The following is a 15,182-nucleotide window of genomic DNA, read 5'->3' as shown; positions in this document are numbered from 1 at the left end:
AGGCTGTATTGAGGTGGCCAGTTTGTGCTGGTCACACCTAAATATAAAAATTTAGTGTCTTAACAGTAGGAATTACTGTGGTTGAAGACCTTTGTTTGGGCAGTGTGCCTAAATAGCATTATTCCAAGGAGAAGTATCACATGGAGACCGTTCAGGGTGGCATGTTGCTTATCTACACTGTAATCGCGATTATTGCATTGGTTGTCATGATCGCGAAGTTCAGAATTTATCCATTTCTTGTTCTTATTATTGTTTCACTCGGTTTGGCTTTGGCTGTTGGCATGCCAATGGGCGATATTGTTAAATCATACGAAGCTGGTACTGGTAAAACCTTGGGCCACCTTGCGATTGTAATCGCACTGGGAACGATGCTCGGAAAAATGATGGCCGAGTCTGGTGGTGCTGAGCGAATAGCAATTACCTTAATTAAATGGTTTGGTGAGAAAAATATTCACTGGGCCATGATGTTTATTGCGCTTATTGTTGGTCTTCCCGTATTTTTCGAAGTAGGTTTTGTTCTACTTATTCCAATTGCGTTCAACATTGCTAAACGAACTGGTAAATCTTTACTGGTTGTTGGCTTGCCAATGGTTGCAGGTTTATCTGTTGTGCATGGCTTAATTCCACCACATCCAGCGGCATTGTTAGCAGTACAAGCCTACCATGCTGATATTGGTAAAACGATTGCTTACAGTTTAATCGTCGGTGTACCAACAGCAATTGTTGCAGGGCCATTGTATGCACTTTGGATTAATAAGTACGTCAAATTGCCTGAAAATAACCCGTTAGCAAAACAATTTATTGAAGCAGATACAAATAGAACTCGTGAGTTGCCAAGCTTTGGGATTACCTTATTTACGATTATGCTGCCAGTAGTGTTGATGTTAATCGGAAGTTGGGCAGATCTGTTCTTTGCTCCACAGACTTTCGCAAATGATTTACTACGTTTCATTGGTACTTCTGATATCGCATTGCTTATTGCTGTACTGGTCAGCTTTATTACTTTTGGTACGATGCAAGGCTTTAACCGTGAACAAATTGAAAAATTCTGCGGCGGATGTTTAGCTTCTATTGCTGGAATTATGTTGATTGTTGGTGCTGGTGGTGGTTTTGGTGGCATTTTACGTGACACAGGGATTTCTAATGAGATCGTATCCACAGCTTTAAAAGCAAATTTATCGCCGTTATTGTTGGGTTGGTTTGTTGCAGCACTGATTCGTTTGGCGACAGGTTCTGCAACGGTGGCTATGGCTACAGCATGTAGTATTGTTGCTCCAATTGCAGCTACAGCTGGTGTCGCTGTTAGGCCAGAACTTTTAGTACTTGCTACAGGTTCAGGTTCATTGGTTTTCTCACATGTAAATGATGCGGGATTTTGGTTAATCAAAGAATATTTTGGTATGACCGTGGGGCAGACACTCAAGACTTGGTCAGTATTGGAAACGATCATTTCAGTATTGGGTTTATCTTTCACGCTACTGCTTAGCACTATTTTATAATTAAAGGTGAGTAATCCATGATTGTGATTGCAATGGGTGTCTGTGGAACAGGTAAAACCCTCATTGGTGAGTTGTTATCAGAGCGTTTGGCTTGTGAATTTCTCGACGGTGATACGCTTCATTCGGCTGCAAATAAAAGTAAGATGAGCCAAGGGATTCCTTTAACTGATGATGATCGTCTGCCATGGTTGCAGGCGATTCGTCAGGTGATTGAAACCAAACAAAGAGATGGTCAAACAGCTGTATTTACATGCTCATCTTTAAAACGCATGTATCGCGATATTTTAAGAGGGCAAGATCAGAATGTTAAGTTCGTCTACCTCAAAGGCTCTTATGAGTTATTACAGGAAAGACTTGCAGCAAGATCAGGCCATTTCTTTGACCCATCATTGTTACAAACTCAGCTAGATACATTAGAAGAACCGGATCTTCATGAAGCAATAACGATTGATATTGCTTTGACACCTGAACAGATTGTTGCACAAGTCATGCAACAACTTGGTGTAGTTAGTGATGTCTGCCAAGAATAATCATAGAAACTTTTAAATGATAAAAATAAAAACGCCTGATATTGATCAGGCGTTTTTTTGAATTGTTAAATTGGTTATTGGCGAATTTGACCGTCACCTAACACAATCCATTTCTGAGAAGTTAAGCCTTCTAAACCAACTGGACCGCGGGCATGAATTTTATCGGTAGAAATACCAATTTCTGCGCCTAAGCCATATTCAAAACCATCAGCAAAACGAGTTGAGGCATTAATCACGACTGAGCTTGAATCTACGCGAGCCAAGAACTGACGAGCCAACGTGTAGTTTTCAGTTACGATAGCATCGGTGTGATGTGAACCATATTTGTTGATATGGTCAATTGCTTCATCAATACCGCTAACAACTTTAACAGCAAGAATTGGCCCTAGATATTCGGTATACCAATCTTCTTCTGTTGCTGGTTTTACAGAAGCACCTAAAATGCGACGTGTTTCTGGACAACCGCGAAGTTCAACTTGTTTTTCAGCATAAAGTTCAGCAATGCGTGGTAAGAAAACATCTGCAATTTTTTCATCAACGAGCAGAGTTTCCATCGCATTACAAACGCCATAACGATGTGTTTTGGCATTTAATGTAATCGGTAATGCTTTTTGCAAGTCTGCCTGTGCTTCAACGAATACATGGCAGTTACCATCAAGATGCTTAATCACCGGAATACGCGCTTCGTTGGTGACACGTTCAATTAAGCTTTTGCCACCACGTGGAACGATTACATCTACATATTCCGCCATGGTAATGAGATGACCAACTGCCGCGCGGTCAGAAGTGTTAATTACTTGAACTGAATTTTCAGGTAAGCCAGCAACTTTTAAGCCATGCTTAATCGCTTCAGCAATTGCTTTATTTGACTCAAGTGCTTCTGAACCACCACGTAAAATAATGGCGTTGCCCGATTTAATGGCTAAAGATGCAGCTTCAAGGGTTACGTTTGGACGTGATTCGTAAATCATCCCAACAACACCTAAAGGCACACGCATTTTTCCAATTTGAATGCCTGTGGGGCGATATGCAAGATCCGTAATTTCCCCAATTGGATCGACAAGAGCAATCACATCTTTTAGACCTTGCAACATTCCTTTAAAACGTGCGGGCGTAAGTTCAAGACGATCAAGCAATGCGCTGTCGAGCTGATTGCTACGACCTTTATCCATGTCGATTTGATTCGCTGCCAAAATTGCTGCCTGATTATTTTCTAAAGCAGTATAAATAGCAGAGAGTGCATGGTTTTTTAGTGAGGTAGAAGCACTTGTAAGGATACGAGAGGCCTGACGTGCTTGTTGCCCGACTGTTTGCATATATTGTTCAATTGAATCTTGCATAGCATTTTTTAATCATTTACCAATGAGTAAGATAGTAGCAGTCAAATGCGGAACAATGAATGGCTTTTTTTGAAAAATGTGACCGCCATAAAAAAACATTTAAATATTTTGCAAACTATTAGCGACTTAAACAAGATGAGCGGTCATTTGAGCGATTGCGTATATTTCACACAATTGTTTAGAATGTTATTGTGCAATACAAACTAATACAAATTTTAAAGTTTTGTGCATAAAAGATTACGTGTTCAAGAAGGAACTCTTGCAGCATAAAAAAATTACAGCAAGGAGGAAGCAAGGATATGAATTCCATTATTCAAATGGATTCGGAGATCAACCAAGCTTATGCCGGTTTTGGCTTTTTCGATATCTACCATAGAGATAGTTTTAAACAACCTGCTCGTACCACATGGATTGACGGCTGGAAAATTGAATATATGGCAATTGCCGACCCAAAAACGATTCACAATACGCCAATTGTGATTGTGGGCGGAGCTTTCCAGAATTTTAATTCTTATAAATATTGTGTTGAACAATTGTTTGAAAGCGGTCCGGTCATATTAATTGATTTACCTTCTATGGGCGCAAATCAGCAAATTACCAATCGGGACACAGGAGTATCAGCAGGTACTTTAGAGCTACCTGATTTGTCTAAAATGTTGGGTCGCTGGTTAGATATTGTTGGACTACAAAAAGTTTCTGTAATGGGAATGTCTTTAGGGTCAGTGATTGCTTCTTGTTTTGCTTATCATCGTCCAGAATTAATGGATCGCATGATTTTGATGGGGGTTATGCAAAAGACCCGAAAAAGTTGGCGAATGATTTTGGAAGAGTCGCTCAAGCTCATGCAAGAAAACCGCATGGAAGAGTTTGGGCAAGCTGTAATTTTATATTTAGTTAATCATGCAAAATTAGATAAAACCCGCATGTCACCAACAGCCAAAAAATTATTTTTTAGGCAAATGGCTGAGTTTACGGGTACAGAGCGAGAACGTTATGAAATTAACTGTAATCGTCTTTTGCGGTTAACTGATGTACCCATTCCAGAGTGTAAAACGCTGGTTGCAGCAGGGCAGTACGATAGTTTTACTCTGCCTCATGAAAATGCGAATTTTGCTTTGCAATGCCCAGATATGGAATTTGCCCTTATTGCAAATGCGGACCATGTGCCACAGTTGCAGCGTCGTAAAGAAACCATGAGTTTGTTCACTTCATTTTTAAAAGGTGAATCTATCCAAAATTTGGATGGCATTATTCCTATGACACGTGAACAAATGCAAAAGATGGAGCGCCGTGGGGAAGAGCGAGTTCGGGTTTTGCAGCCAAAAACCCAACTTACTCACCGAGAGTCTGATGTAGAGGTACCTGTAACGATTGTTGATGTCACTTTCTTTGGTATGTATTTAAAAATGGATGATGTTTCACAGCTTGATTTTGTGAATGACCATCCACGTGACTTGGCACTGCATTTAGAAGATGAAGAAGGTACCTTTGCAATTGAGTGCTTAATTTTTGAAAGTACAGAGCAGGGTATTCGAGCTTTATTTAAACATGGTAGTTTCGAACTTGCTGATCGTTTAAGCCGTTTTATTGCTCGTCAAAAACAAGCAGCTTAATAATATAGTTATAGATGGAAGCTCGTTGATGTCGAGCTTCCATTTTTTATATTGGTTATTTTGTTTGTGCGTGAATAGTCCAGACCAAGTCACCTAAATGTTGCTCATGACTATATTGAGACGCTTGTCCAAAGAAAATTTGTGGTTGTTCCACGCTAACTTGATCGAACTCTGTATCTTTAAAAAAGTCTTCAACTTCTTTGGGACTTTTGAAGTGAAAACTAAACGAGCTTCGAGACATTAATTTCAATAATTTACTGCTATTCCAGATAATACTGGCAAGTTTATTTTTAACTGGTTCAGGGTAGAGATCCGTTAAATAATGAAAATTTTTAAAAGACGAACCATAGTGTGCAATCGATTGAATCAGCTGTTTTAATAAATCTTTATCAAAATAATTAATTAAACCTTCACTAATCACAACCAATGGGCGGTTCGGGTCAAATACTTCAAATGCTTGTGCAAAAGCTTCGGTAAATAAATCAACTGATAAAACTTCAGGTGCATTTTTTTCAATTTGTTGTAACGCATTTTGTTTGGTTTGTGCCATATCGGGTAAATCAAGCTCCCGATAGGTAATCAAAGGGTAATGCTGTCTAAACCACCAGCCACGTGGAGACAGGCCACATGCTATTTCTAGAACTTGTAAATCAGGACTTTCTTGAATGAGTTGTTCTAAGTGATGATCAAGCATGGTGTGACGTTGTTTGAGCGTCGTGCGCATGCTGCCGCCGACATATTTCTCAGCCCAAGATTCTATTGGATGAACTAAATACGCCAGTGATTTGCCTTTGGTAGTGGCAAATGCTTCATGAGAGATCCCCATTTGATACCAGATATAGCCTGTATAATGGGCTGTAAAAGAGATGTGGCGGTGTTTTGAAAGTTGTTGTGTCATTCGTCCTGAGCTCGATTTATTGTTTTTGTGTGGTTTGACTGATGATCGAGACCATCAGTCAAATAAACGTTTAACTCAATTTAGATCGAATTTTTAAACTCTTCAATGGCTGTTTTGACAGCTTGCCACCCGTCGCCAAGCGATAAGGTTTCACCAATCTGAATTTGTGGAATTTGACCACGCATGCGTTCAAGGCGTTCTTGATTCGGTAGCTCTAGGTTTGCAATACCTTCGAGTGCTGTACATGCCGCACTACGGTCATTACACACGAGCCCCATATCACAACCCGCGGTTAAAGCAGCTTGGATACGTGCATCTGCGCCACCTGCTACACAAGCAGCTTGCATGCTTAAGTCATCAGAGAAAAGTACACCATCAAACTTCAAACGGTTGCGTAGAACTTCTTGAATCCAGAACGGTGAAAAACCTGCTGGATTTGGATCGATCTGATCATAAATCACATGTGCAGGCATGAGCGCATCAAGCTGTGGCATGAGCTTAATAAAGCTTTGCATGTCATGGTTGTAAATTTCATCATAGCTACGGCTATCGATTGCAGCTGCAACATGAGAGTCGGCTTTCACTGAACCGTGGCCCGGGAAGTGTTTGCCCGTGTTTGCCATTCCAGCTTTTTTCATGCCTTGCATAAATGCACCAGCAAGCGGGGCAATATCCTCAATATTTTTAGAGAAACCACGGTCGCCAATCACATCACTAATTGCATTAAGGTCTAAAACGGGTGCAAAACTAAAATCGATACCTACAGCCAAGACTTCAGTTGCCATGAGCCAGCCGCACTGTTCAGCCAGTTCAAGTGCTTTTTGAGGTTGAGTAATATAGAGTTCACCAAAACGACCCATGGCCGGTAATAAGGTAAAACCTGATCTTAGGCGCTGAACTCGACCGCCTTCTTGGTCGACAGCAATTAAAATATCTGGACGAATTTGACGCATGTGGTCCGTTAAGGCACGGACTTGTTGTGGAGATTCAATATTTCGTGCAAATAAAATCATGCCACCGACTTGCGGAGCGCGTAATAGTTCAATATCTTCTTGAGTAAGTTCTGTGCCGGCGATGTCCAGCATCAATGCGCCAATCATATTGGTTCCATTTGAATTTTGATTGAAAAACAATAAGCGAATTTTGCAATGTTTTGCTACATTTTGTCAGTACAGAATATGATAAAACTACACGGTATAAACAATTTAGTTGGTTAAGATTTTGAATCTGCTTAGTTCATATCGAAAACAGAGCGTGTAAGATAGGAACACCCAAGGAAGTATTAAAAATTTATGAAACTTCAAACTATAGCTTGTGCAGTAGCGATCGCGACTGGCGGTTTATTCTTCACTCATACGATGAATGAAGCGAGAGCAGCAACCAATACTGCTGTGGTTTCTCAATCGATCCAGCCAACGCAAGAACAGGCTTTGGTGGCTCGCCAACTGGCAACTTTAGTTGATCGCCAACATTATTTGAATATGCGTCTGGATGCAACGACATCAAATCGTATTCTCGATATGTATTTAGATAGTCTTGATCCGGATCACTCTCTATTTTTAGACGCTGAAGTTCAAAATTATAAAAAACTATATGGTTCAAATTTTGGTGCTTCTTTAAAAGCAGGGAATTTGACTGGACCGTTTGCAATTCATCAGCAATATCGTGAACGCTTAAAACAATTTTATGAGTTCATGTTAGCTGAGCTGAAACAGCAGCAAAATTTAAAACAGCTAAATAGCTATATTGAAGTAGATCGCGAAAAAGCGCCGTATTTTAAAACGTCTGCTGAGCAACAAAATCACTGGCGTAAAATGTTGGTTTCACAGTTAATCAACTTAACGATTAGCCGTGAAGAAGAGCAGGCGAAACAAAAAGCGCTTAAAGAAAATCCTTCACTTGCTGATGGTCAAGATTTAACTGGCCCAGAAGATTTAACACCAGCTCAGACCTTAACTAAACGTTATACGCGTCAGCTTGAAAGAATTAGTCGTGTGAAAAGCGATGATGTGTTGGACAAAACATTGAATGCCATGTTGGCGACTTATGATCCACACAGTAACTATTACCCGCCAATCGATGCGATAGAATTGAATCGCCAAACCACCTTGCAGCTTGAAGGTATTGGTGTATCGATTCGTCCAGAGCGTGGAAATGAAGATTACACCAAGATTGAAACCATTGTAGAAGGTGGTCCTGCAAGTAAGTCTGGCCAAGTGAAATCAGGAGACCGAATCGTTGGTGTCGCCCAAGAAGGCGAGAAAATGATTGATGTGGTTGGGTGGACAAGTTCTGAAATTGTTGGACTCATTCGTGGTAAGCGTGGAACCAAAGTCACGTTAAAACTTCTTGGTGCTGGTGCATCAATGAGTCAAGCACGTAATGTGACCTTAGTGCGTGATGTGATTCAAGAAGAAGATGCTGGTGTTCGTTCGCGTACAGTTGAAGTGACACGTGATGGTAAAAAGCATGTGTTGGGCGTAATTGAAATTCCATCATTCTATTTTGACTATCGTTCACGTCGTGCGGGTCAACAATACCGTTCAGTTTCTGAAGATACTGCCAATGCCTTTGAAGCGTTAAAAGCGAAGAAAGTAGAAGGTATTATTATCGACTTGCGTAATGACCCAGGTGGTTCATTAGAAGAAGTTGCACGTATGCTGGGTCAAGTGATTAAGTCAGGTCCAGTGGTTCAAATTCGTGATGGTAATGGCAACGTAAGTGTTTTTGAAGACAATGATGGTGGTCAGCAAGTTTACACAGGTCCACTCGCTGTAATGGTGAACTTGGCATCTGCATCTGCAAGTGAGATTTACTCTGCTGCAATCCAAGACTATGAGCGCGGTATTATTATTGGTAGTACAACGACTGGTAAGGGTACAGCTCAGGTACAACTTGATACTCTGGCATACGGTCAAGCGACTTTAACTCAGCGTAAGTTCTACCGTATTACAGGTGGTAGTACACAAAATAAAGGTGTAGTGCCAGACATTAAACTCGTCGATATCTATAACGAAGAGTTTGGTGAACGTAAATCGAAGAATGCGTTGAAGTGGGACACAATTCCTACAGCACCATTTAAACGTGAAGGCTCTGTTCAACCTTATGTGGCAAAGTTGTCTCAATTCTCTGAACAACGTGTTGCTAATGATGCCCAGTTTAAATATCTAAATAAACGTACTGCGATTGCTAAAGTTACGAGCGACCAAAAACAAGTGGTGCTTGATATTGATAAACGCCGTGCTGAATTACTTGGTCTAGAGAAACAAACTTTAGATGCAGAAAATGAACGCCGTGCTGCAACTGGTCAAAAGCCTTTTGCAAACTGGGAAAGCTATCAAGCTTCATTAGATGCTCTAGCTGAATCTCGCGCTAAAATGAAAGCATCTCAACGCCCTGCATTGCCAGAGGAAGAAACTTTTGTGACTGAAGCTGCAAACGTACTCATGGACTATGCAAAATTGCAAAATCGCTAAGTATTACTAGGTCTTAAGAGAAAAGCATGCTGTTATCAGTGTGCTTTTTTTATTTTTCATGTCAGTAAACTGTCACGCATTTATCATCAAAATGTCAAAAAAACTGCTTAATCTTTAAGCATGAAAATAAATACATTGATGGATGGCGCTATGCAAAGCTCATACGCGACAGCACTATTAAAACAACAGCAACTTCCTGAAAGCTTCCAATTCTTTTTTAAACAAAAGCAGCAGCTATCTAATACGCATTCACTGCATGATTTAGTGCGCCCACGTTTAAAAATTGCGATTGTGACGGAAACTTGGCCACCTGAAATTAATGGTGTGGCACTTTCATTATTACAACTATGCCAAGGTTTACAAAAACAGGGGCATAAGATTTTACTGATTCGTCCAGAGCAAAAAGCAAAATGCCATGACTTTACGCCAGAGCAAGAATGTCTGGTGATGTCACAAGCTATTCCAAAATATCCAACTTTACAATTTGGTTGGCCACAATATTTAAAAGTATCGAAAGCTTTTGAAAAGTTTGTGCCCGATGTGGTTCATATTGTGACTGAAGGACCGTTAGGTTTAACTGCCATGCAAGCTGCTAAGGCAAAAGCTATTCCGATTTCGAGTGGTTTTCATTCACCATTTCAAGACTTTAGTCGATTCTTCGATTTGGCTTTTTTAGTCAAACCGATTCAAAAATACTTGTGCTGGTTTCACAATAACACTCAAGTGACCTGTGTGCCGAGTAAAGATACTCAAGAAGCATTACGCGGTTTTGGCATTACTTGTCCACTGGTTGTGGTTGGGCGTGGCGTAGATACAACGAGATTTTCACCGAAGCATCGCTCTGAAAATTTGCGAAAACAATGGGATGCCGATGAGAATACTCGCGTTATGCTTTATGTGGGACGTTTGTCTCCTGAAAAAGAAGTGCAAGTGCTCATTGATAGTTATGCCAACTTACAAACTGTTCAGCCCCATAAAACGAAATTGGTTATTGTGGGAGATGGCCCGGATTTTGCTCGTTTAAAGTCATTGCCTGAAGCGAAGGGTGTCATCTTTACTGGAAGTTTAAGAGGTCAAGATTTGGCGGCTGCCTATGCAAGTGCTGATGTATTCGTATTTGCGAGTCAAGTTGAAACGTTTGGTAACGTAGTTTTAGAGGCAATGGCAAGCGGTTTGCCAGTTATCGCGTATGATTATGCATGTGCACATCAATACTTAACCCATGGTGTGAATGGCTGGTTAAGCCCACTTGGACAAAAAAGCCACTTTATACAACAAATTTATCAGCTTCCTTCAGTACAACAACTTAGAGAAATGGGCGTACAAGCCTGTCATAAAGTACAGCAAAGCGGTTGGCAACTTCCGGTTCAGCAATTGGAGCAGGCATTTTATCAGGTAGTGAAGGAGCCCTCGGTGGACTTCACCTAAGTATCCTAAAATAGGAGAATGACCATGAAATTTAAGAATGCAAAAATAAAAATACTCGATTTAGATTTAAGAGGCTGTTTATATCTTAACAATTTCTCTCACTCACAGCGCGTTGCCCTTTTCTTCAAAATCATCAGTCGTGTGGGTGACGGTCCATTTTGGTATCTAATGCTGGCAATCGTGTGGGGGATGCAAGGCATCACCTATAGCCTGCAAATCATCTACTTGTTATTAGGTGGTTCTGTTGGGACCGCGATCTATAAATTTTTAAAACATAAGACAACACGACCTCGTCCTTATCAAGTGCATCAGGTGATTGTGCTTGGTGAAAGACCACTTGATCATTTTAGCTTTCCATCGGGTCATACACTTCATGCCGTGATGGTGACAATTGTGTTGGGTTATATCCAGCCGGCTTTGCTTGCGGCGATGTTTCCTTTCATGGTGCTTGTAGCCTTGTCTCGTATGGTGCTTGGTCTTCATTACCCAAGTGATGTGATTGTCGGTGCGCTTATTGGCGCGGCGGTCGCGGGTATGATTATTTTTGTAGCGCCATTATTGAACATAGCCTTATAAGTATCGGTAATTTTTATCAGCTTAAGCTATCGATTAGGTTTGTGGATTTGCTAAAGTACACAGTTCGTGATTTAGCAGATTAAACAGATAGGAGCCGCTATGGGCTTACGTTGGACAGATACGATTGATATTGCCATTGAATTGTCAGAAGCACATCCAGAAGTTGATCCGCAATGGATTCGTTTTACCGATTTACATGCATGGGTGTGCGCATTACCAGACTTCAGCGATGACCCAAATAAATCGACAGAAGGATTGCTAGAAGGGATTCAAATGGCCTGGATAGACGAAGTTCGCTAAAAACAGTAGAAAAAATCGCAACTTTTACACATTCAAAGCTGATTATTGCCTATGACATCGGTATAATGCGGCAAATTTTTTAATGTTTAAATTTTAAAATAAAGGAGCCACTCATGGCTATTGAACGTACTTTGTCTATCGTAAAACCTGATGCAGTGTCTAAAAACCACATCGGTGATATTTTTGCTCGTTTTGAAAAAGCGGGTTTAAAAATTGTTGCGACTAAAATGAAACACCTTTCTCAAGCTGATGCTGAAGGTTTCTATGCTGAGCATAAAGAACGTGGTTTCTTTGGTGACTTAGTTGCATTCATGACTTCTGGTCCAGTTGTAGTATCTGTTCTTGAAGGCGAAAATGCAGTTCTTGCACACCGTGAAATCTTAGGCGCTACAAACCCTAAAGAAGCTGCTCCTGGCACTATCCGTGCTGACTTTGCTGTAAGCATCGACGAAAACGCTGCTCACGGTTCTGACTCAGTTGCTTCTGCAGAGCGTGAAATTGCTTACTTCTTTGCTGACAACGAGATCTGCCCACGCACTCGTTAATCGAAAGCATTCAAACCAGATAAGTGGTATACTACTTATCTGGTTTTTTTATTCTCTCAAGAGAATATTGTTTGATTCTTGAACAATATCTTCAGTTTTTTGACATGGTTTAGGTAAATACACATGAGTTCTGCAGAGGTCGTTTCATCTGAAAATCTTGATGGACAGCAGCAATCTTCGTCCAAGCTGGTAATTCCTGCTGCCGAAAATAAAGTGAATTTACTCGGCATGTCTCGTACTGAATTAGAAAAATTCTTTGAAGATATTGGCGAGAAAAAGTTTCGTGCCGGTCAGGTCATGAAATGGATACATCAATACTTCATTACTGATTTTGCTGAAATGACCAATATTTCAGGGAAATTGCGTGCGAAGCTTGAACAGATTTGTGAAATCAAAGCTCCTGAAGTGGTTCACCGTCATTATTCAAAAGATGGTACACGTAAGTGGGTTTTTCGTGTGGGCGATGGTGCAGGTTCTTTAGTTGAAACTGTATTAATTCCTGCCGAAGATAAAACAGGCTTGCGTAAGACGTTGTGTATTTCGTCACAAGTCGGTTGTGCATTAGACTGCTCATTTTGTTCAACAGGCAAACAAGGTTTCCAACGTGATTTAACACCAGATGAAATCATTGGACAACTTTGGATGGCTAACTATTCTTATATGGAAGAAGTGCCCGTTGCCGAGCGCGAGCGTTCAGTGACTAATGTCGTGATGATGGGTATGGGTGAACCATTGCTCAACTATGATGCCGTATTAAGCTCAATGCAGATTATGCTTGATGACTTTGCTTATGGCATGTCTAAGCGTCGTGTGACTTTATCAACATCAGGTGTTGTACCTAAAATTGATCAACTTGCAAAAGACATTGATGTTGCTTTAGCAATTTCTTTACATGCGCCAAACGATGAATTACGTAACGAATTAGTGCCAATTAATAAAAAATATCCATTGGCTCAGTTGATTGCAGCATGTCAGCGTTATATTGCCAAAGATGGTAATGAAAGTACGCGTAAACATGTGACTATTGAATATGTGATGTTAGAGGGTGTAAATGATCAGCCTGAACATGCACAGCAAATGATTAAATTATTAAAAAACCTACCAAGTAAAATTAATTTAATTCCATTTAACCCGTTCCCGCATGCACCATATGGTCGCTCAAGCCGAAATCGAATTATCTCGTTCCAAAAAACTTTGTCTGATGCTGGATTTGTGTGTACGATTCGTCAAACACGTGGTGATGATATTGATGCTGCATGTGGACAGTTAGTCGGTCAAGTTGCCGATAGAACTCGTCGTGCTGAACAGTGGCAGAAGAAAGTCACACAGCGTCAAGAGATTTTGCGTACACAGGGATAAAATTGAGGGCAGGCTTTGAGTACTCCAAAGTTAAAAACGGTATTATATATGGGGGTTGCAGTTGCATTTCTGGTAAGTGGTTGCCAGACAACGCATGTGCAAAAGAAAGACCCAGAAAAAGCGGTAAAAGTGCGTACACAACTTGCTGCTGAACATATCCGTTCGGGTGACTTGGATTCAGCAAAGCGAGCTCTTGATCAAGCTTTAAGTGTAGATAGCCGTGATGCAACGGCAAACATGATGATGGGCATTTTGCTACAGCAAGAAGGTAGTAAGCCGAACTTAGAAAAAGCAGAACATTACTTTAAACGAGCAATTTCATCTGAACCAGATAATGCTCAAGCACATAATAACTATGGTACGTACTTGTATCAAATGGAACGCTATAATGATGCGATCGAGCAATTTCGTATTGCTGGTACAACATTAGGTTATGACCAACGCTATCAGGCGTTAGAAAATCTAGGGCGTATTTATTTAAAATTGGGTGATGTTGCGAATGCTGAAAAAACATTCAAACAAGCACTCCTTGCTAACCGCGACTCTTATATTTCAATGTTAGAGTTAGCGGAAATTTTTTATTTGCAGCAGCAGATTCCGGCTGCTACACAAATGTATGAGCAATATGTTCATACAGTGGGGCAGAAAAATCAGGGTGCGAGAGCACTTTGGATTGGTGTAAGAGTGGCTCGAGCCAATGCGGATAAAATGGGAATGCAAGTGTTAGTAAACCAGTTACGTGCTTTGTTCCCGGAAAGTCCAGAATATCAACGTTATTTGCAATTACAGTATAGTACTGAGGCCGTATGGAAATAAATCCTAATTCACAGCAGCCAACTGGCTCAAGCTTACCGACTTCTGCTTTAGGAAATATTCAACGTCCTGGTGAGTATTTACGTCAAATTCGAGTTGCTCAGAATAAAGAGTTAGGGCAAGTTTCTTCAGATTTAAACATGCCGGTTAAGACTCTAACTGCTTTAGAGCAAGATGATTACAAGTCATTGCCAGAAGCGACTTTTATCAAGGGTTATTACCGTTCATATGCAAAATATTTAAATACAGATGCGACGGCAATTATTCAGCGCTTTGATGAAATTTATGCAAATGATACCGGGCTTTTACCAAACCATGCCTTAAACAACTCACCGATTAAAATCATGGGTAAACTCCCAGGTTCTAATAGTGACCGTAATAAGAAATGGTTGAAGCGAGCACTTCTTGCAATCGTGGTTATTGCTGTTGTGTCATTGATTGTCATGGGTATTCAAAAATGGACTTCTAAGAAAGAAGATGCTGATTTACCTAAAGTGAATCAATCTAGTGTTGAAGTTTTACCTATGAAAGGAAATGCCACTTCAACAGTGGGTGATCAATTGGTGCTAAACTTTAACCGTCCAACGTCTGTTCATATTGTTGATGCAACAGGTAAAGTTTTGGCGACAGGCCGTCAGTCATCAACTTTAAACTTAAATGGCGAGTCTCCATTTCAGATTCGTCTTGATGATGCAACTGCGGTGTCATTAAGTTTAAACCAAGAACAGATTTCATTGTCTCCATATACGGTAAACGGTAAAGCTGAATTCCGTTTATCCCGCTAATACCATGAGTTGAGCGATAC

The 15,182-nt window shown here is 40.6% G+C and carries 14 protein-coding genes; 11 read left to right on the top strand and 3 right to left on the bottom strand.

The window, feature by feature from the left end; genetic code table 11:
* Window positions 1-140 precede the first annotated feature (140 nt).
* Window positions 141-1,499 (top strand): GntT/GntP/DsdX family permease, encoded by a 1,359-nt coding sequence (locus tag ODQ17_RS02895; protein ID WP_004794740.1) that lies wholly within the window; start codon window positions 141-143, stop codon window positions 1,497-1,499.
* Window positions 1,500-1,516: 17 nt separating this feature from the next.
* Complete coding sequence (locus ODQ17_RS02890; protein ID WP_322901634.1) at window positions 1,517-2,029, top strand: gluconokinase; 513 nt, start codon at window positions 1,517-1,519, stop codon at window positions 2,027-2,029.
* Window positions 2,030-2,103: 74 nt separating this feature from the next.
* Here the strand turns inward: ODQ17_RS02890 and ODQ17_RS02885 are convergent, their stop codons facing one another.
* Complete coding sequence (locus ODQ17_RS02885; protein WP_322901632.1) at window positions 2,104-3,369, bottom strand: glutamate-5-semialdehyde dehydrogenase; 1,266 nt, start codon at window positions 3,367-3,369, stop codon at window positions 2,104-2,106.
* 299 nt (window positions 3,370-3,668) lie between these two features.
* Here ODQ17_RS02885 and ODQ17_RS02880 point away from each other — a divergent pair, with 299 nt between their 5' ends.
* Window positions 3,669-4,982 carry an alpha/beta fold hydrolase gene (locus ODQ17_RS02880; RefSeq protein WP_322901630.1) on the top strand — a complete coding sequence of 438 codons (1,314 nt, stop codon included), beginning with the start codon at window positions 3,669-3,671 and terminating at the stop codon, window positions 4,980-4,982.
* A 55-nt stretch (window positions 4,983-5,037) separates the two neighbouring features.
* On the opposite strand, the gene ODQ17_RS02875 is transcribed toward ODQ17_RS02880, so the two are convergent.
* Together ODQ17_RS02875 and nagZ are read right to left on the bottom strand one after the other, a co-directional pair.
* Entirely contained in the window at window positions 5,038-5,880 is an 843-nt protein-coding gene (locus ODQ17_RS02875; protein WP_322901628.1) for a class I SAM-dependent methyltransferase, read from the bottom strand.
* An 80-nt stretch (window positions 5,881-5,960) separates the two neighbouring features.
* The gene (gene nagZ / locus ODQ17_RS02870) at window positions 5,961-6,980 is read right to left on the bottom strand and encodes a beta-N-acetylhexosaminidase (RefSeq protein WP_322901626.1); all 1,020 of its coding nucleotides are present in this window, start codon (window positions 6,978-6,980) and stop codon (window positions 5,961-5,963) included.
* Between the two features lie 192 nt (window positions 6,981-7,172).
* Here nagZ and ODQ17_RS02865 point away from each other — a divergent pair, with 192 nt between their 5' ends.
* From ODQ17_RS02865 to ODQ17_RS02830, 8 genes are all read left to right on the top strand, one after another.
* Window positions 7,173-9,356, top strand: coding sequence for a carboxy terminal-processing peptidase (locus ODQ17_RS02865; protein WP_322901624.1), 2,184 nt, complete (start codon window positions 7,173-7,175; stop codon window positions 9,354-9,356).
* A 138-nt stretch (window positions 9,357-9,494) separates the two neighbouring features.
* Entirely contained in the window at window positions 9,495-10,784 is a 1,290-nt protein-coding gene (locus ODQ17_RS02860) for a glycosyltransferase family 4 protein (protein ID WP_322901792.1), read from the top strand.
* A gap of 24 nt (window positions 10,785-10,808) precedes the next feature.
* Window positions 10,809-11,360 carry a phosphatase PAP2 family protein gene (locus ODQ17_RS02855; RefSeq protein ID WP_322901622.1) on the top strand — a complete coding sequence of 184 codons (552 nt, stop codon included), beginning with the start codon at window positions 10,809-10,811 and terminating at the stop codon, window positions 11,358-11,360.
* Between the two features lie 99 nt (window positions 11,361-11,459).
* Entirely contained in the window at window positions 11,460-11,660 is a 201-nt protein-coding gene (gene iscX / locus ODQ17_RS02850) for a Fe-S cluster assembly protein IscX (protein WP_004698764.1), read from the top strand.
* A gap of 113 nt (window positions 11,661-11,773) precedes the next feature.
* On the top strand, window positions 11,774-12,205 hold the full coding sequence (gene ndk, locus ODQ17_RS02845) for a nucleoside-diphosphate kinase (RefSeq protein WP_003654870.1): 432 nt from the start codon (window positions 11,774-11,776) through the stop codon (window positions 12,203-12,205).
* Window positions 12,206-12,328: 123 nt separating this feature from the next.
* Window positions 12,329-13,564: a 23S rRNA (adenine(2503)-C(2))-methyltransferase RlmN gene (gene rlmN / locus ODQ17_RS02840; protein WP_005302240.1), complete on the top strand. Its 1,236-nt coding sequence runs from the start codon at window positions 12,329-12,331 to the stop codon at window positions 13,562-13,564.
* Window positions 13,565-13,579: 15 nt separating this feature from the next.
* Window positions 13,580-14,380 carry a type IV pilus biogenesis/stability protein PilW gene (gene pilW, locus ODQ17_RS02835; RefSeq protein WP_322901620.1) on the top strand — a complete coding sequence of 267 codons (801 nt, stop codon included), beginning with the start codon at window positions 13,580-13,582 and terminating at the stop codon, window positions 14,378-14,380.
* Window positions 14,371-15,162: a helix-turn-helix domain-containing protein gene (locus ODQ17_RS02830; protein WP_005302244.1), complete on the top strand. Its 792-nt coding sequence runs from the start codon at window positions 14,371-14,373 to the stop codon at window positions 15,160-15,162. Before pilW ends, ODQ17_RS02830 begins: the two co-directional genes overlap by 10 nt.
* Window positions 15,163-15,182 lie beyond the last annotated feature (20 nt).

It is taken from the genome of Acinetobacter sp. IRS14, from assembly GCF_034650275.1.
GTDB lineage: Bacteria > Pseudomonadota > Gammaproteobacteria > Pseudomonadales > Moraxellaceae > Acinetobacter > Acinetobacter oleivorans.
This window is presented reverse-complemented; position numbering and strand designations above follow the sequence as displayed.